General features: G+C 70.8%; 3 protein-coding genes. All 3 read right to left on the bottom strand.

Features of this window, described 5'->3' with window-relative positions:
* Positions 1 to 27 precede the first annotated feature (27 nt).
* The 3 genes from K9U40_RS22445 to K9U40_RS22435 are packed head-to-tail and all read right to left on the bottom strand — an operon-like array spanning position 28 to position 2,715.
* Positions 28 to 1,089, bottom strand: coding sequence for an ABC transporter ATP-binding protein (locus tag K9U40_RS22445; protein WP_282892320.1), 1,062 nt, complete (start codon positions 1,087 to 1,089; stop codon positions 28 to 30).
* Complete coding sequence (locus K9U40_RS22440; RefSeq protein WP_282892319.1) at positions 1,086 to 1,892, bottom strand: ABC transporter permease; 807 nt, start codon at positions 1,890 to 1,892, stop codon at positions 1,086 to 1,088. Before K9U40_RS22440 ends, K9U40_RS22445 begins: the two co-directional genes overlap by 4 nt.
* Before the next feature lie 4 nt (positions 1,893 to 1,896).
* Entirely contained in the window at positions 1,897 to 2,715 is an 819-nt protein-coding gene (locus K9U40_RS22435) for an ABC transporter permease (RefSeq protein WP_282892318.1), read from the bottom strand.
* Positions 2,716 to 2,815: the final 100 nt, after the last annotated feature.

Here is a 2,815-nt window from a genome sequence, read left to right as displayed (position 1 = left end):
GACGGGGAGGGACGGGCGAAAAGGGACTCAGGCGAGGCTGATTCGGGCAGGATCGAGGATAAGCCCCACAGCGGCGCCGGGGGCCAGCGTTCCATCGGCGGGGGCCTCCACGAGGATGCGGCCTCCGGCCGGGTCCTTGAGGGTGACCTTCTGGCGGGCGCCCTGGAACTCCACCTGCACCACCTCGAACACGAGGGTGGTGTCCGCCGGGCTGGCGAGCCGCGCGGCCTCGGGCCGGAACAGCAACCGTGCGGCGCGGCGCCCGGGCGTGGCGGGGGCTTGCGGCGACAGGTCCGGCGGCAGCAGCACGACGCCGGCGGCGGTCTCGAAGCGGTCGTCCGCCACCGTGCCCGCGAGGCGGTTGGTGACGCCCACGAAATCGGCCACGAAATCGTCGGCCGGGCGGAAATAGACATCGCGCGGCGTGCCCACCTGCGCGATGGCGCCATTGCGCATCACCACGATGCGGTCGCCCAGGGCCAGCGCCTCGGCCTGGTCGTGGGTGACATAGATGGCGGTGATGGCGAGGCGCTTCAGCAGCGCGTCGATCTCGCTGCGCAGATGCTCGCGCAAGGCGGCGTCCAGCGCGGTGAGCGGCTCGTCCAGCAGGATCACGCGCGGCTCCACGGCGAGCGCGCGGGCCAGGGCCACCCGCTGGCGCTGGCCGCCGGAGAGCTGGTCGATGCGCCGCTCCGCCAGCGCGCCGATGCGCATCATCTCCAGCACGCCCGCCGCCTGCGCGCGCCGCGCCGCCTGCGCCATGCCGCGCACCCGCAGGCCGTAGGCGACGTTCTCGATGACGCTCATGTTGGGGAACAGGGCATAGGACTGGAACACCATGCCCACATTGCGCTTCTCGATGGGCAGGCCGGTCACGTCTTCCCCGTCGAACCGGATGCGCCCGCCCGCGTCGGGGGCCTCCAGCCCGGCGATGAGGCGCAGCAGGGTGGTCTTGCCGCAGCCGGAGGGGCCGAGCAGTACCAGGGTCTCCCCCGCCTTCACCTCCAGGTCGAGGGGGGAGAGGGCGCGCGTGCCGTCGGCGAAGGTCTTGCCGCAGCCGGAGACCGTGATGGCGGCGCCCCGGTTCATCTCGTCGCTCCCTGCGTGGTGCGGCCGAACAGCTGGAGGGCGACGAGGAGGGGCACGATCATGACGAAGAACACCAGCGTGTAGGCGCTCGCGATTTCGAGGCGCATGGAGGCGTAGCTGTCGGCAAGGCCCACCGGCAGCGTCTTGGTGAGCGGGGTGTGCAGCATCCAGGTGAGGTTGAACTCGCCGATGGAGAGGGTCACCACCATCAGCGCCCCGGCGAGGATGCCGCCCCGCGCATTGGGCACCACCACATGGAAGAAGCGCTGCAACGGCGAGGCGCCGAGCGAGGCGGCGCCTTCCTCCAGCGTGCGCACGTCTACGGCGGCGAGCACCGCCATCACCGCGCGCAGCATGAAGGGCAGGGTGTAGAGCACGTGCCCGGTGAGGATGAAGAGCGGGCTCATGCGGAAGTCGCGGATGCCGCCATAGGCGAGGATGAGGGCCAGCGCCAGGGCGAGGCCGGGGATGGCGACGGGCAGGGTCACCACCTCCTCCACCAGCCGGGTGAGCCGCGAGGGCCGGCGCGCCAGCGCCCACGCCGCCGGCACGCCGATGAGCAGGGTGACGCAAAGGGTGCCCAGCGCGATGGCGATGGAGAGGAGGATGGTGTCGGAATAGAGCGCCAGCACCTCGCCGATCCATTTCAGCGTGAGTCCGGAGGACAGGCCGCGGAAATAGTTGGCGGTGAAGCCGGCGAGGATGGAGGCGCCCGCCGGCACCATCAGGAAGGCGCAGGCAAGGAGCGTCACGACGAGCTGGATGGCGAAGGTGAGGCGATGGGGCTTCATGGAAGGCGTCATGTCGTCACCCCGCCGCCGCGACGCCGGAGCCGGCGAGATTGCGCGCCAGCGCCAGCACCGCCCAGGTGATGAGGCCGAGGGCGATGGACAGGGCGGCGGCCGTGGCGAAGTTCGCGTTCAGGGTGAATTCCGTATAGATGGTCATGGCCAGCACATCGATGCGCGTCGCCAGCGTGAACGCGGTGCCGAAGGCGCCCATGGCGGTAGCGAATGCGATGGCGCCGGAAGCCATGAGCGCGGGGGCGATGCCCGGAAGGGTCACGTCCCGCAGCACCTGCCCGCGGCCGGCGCCCAGCGAGCGGGCGGCCTCCTCCAGCGCCGGGTCCAGCTTCTCCACCGCCGCCATGAGGGTGACCAGCACCCGGGGCAGGGAGAAATAGACATAGCCCGCAAACAGCCCCGCCATGGAATAGGCGAACACCCATCGCCCCATCCCGAGCCCCGTGGAGAGGCTGGAGAGCAGGCCCTGCCGTCCGGCGAGCAGGATGACCATGAAGCCCACCACCACGCCCGGAAAGGCCAGCGGCAGGGTGAGCAGCGACACCAGCAGCGGCCGGCCGAAGAAGCGGTTGCGGGCGAGGAACAGCGCCACCACCGTGCCGATGGCGAGCGTCGCCGCCGTTACCGCGGCGGACAGCGCCAGGGTGGCGACGAGGGTCGCGAAATGGCGCGGATTGGTGAGGATGGCGAGATATTCCGCCATGCCGTTGGGCCCCGATCCGGCCACGCCGACCAGCCGCACCATGGGCAGCAGGAAGAAGGCCGCCACGAACAGGAACAGCGGCAGCAGGAACAGGCGGGCGAGGCGGTCGGCGCTGTGCATGGGCTTGGACCGGGTTCGAGATTGCCGGGTTGACGGCGGTGCAAGGACCGGCGGACTCCCTCTCCTGCTTGCGGGGGCTGTCTCTTATACACCTCCGCCG

Source organism: Xanthobacter autotrophicus (genome assembly GCF_030015065.1).
Lineage (GTDB): Bacteria > Pseudomonadota > Alphaproteobacteria > Rhizobiales > Xanthobacteraceae > Xanthobacter > Xanthobacter autotrophicus_D.
Note: the sequence above shows the minus strand (reverse complement) of the source record. Positions and strands in the feature narration are given on the sequence as shown.

Bases quoted from the DNA above. Each gene is read 5' to 3' on its own strand.
- K9U40_RS22435 (WP_282892318.1), bottom strand. From the start codon at position 2,715: ATGCACAGCGCCGACCGCCTCGCCCGCCTGTTCCTGCTGCCGCTGTTC.
- K9U40_RS22440 (WP_282892319.1), bottom strand. From the start codon at position 1,892: ATGACGCCTTCCATGAAGCCCCATCGCCTCACCTTCGCCATCCAGCTC.
- K9U40_RS22445 (WP_282892320.1), bottom strand. From the start codon at position 1,089: ATGAACCGGGGCGCCGCCATCACGGTCTCCGGCTGCGGCAAGACCTTC.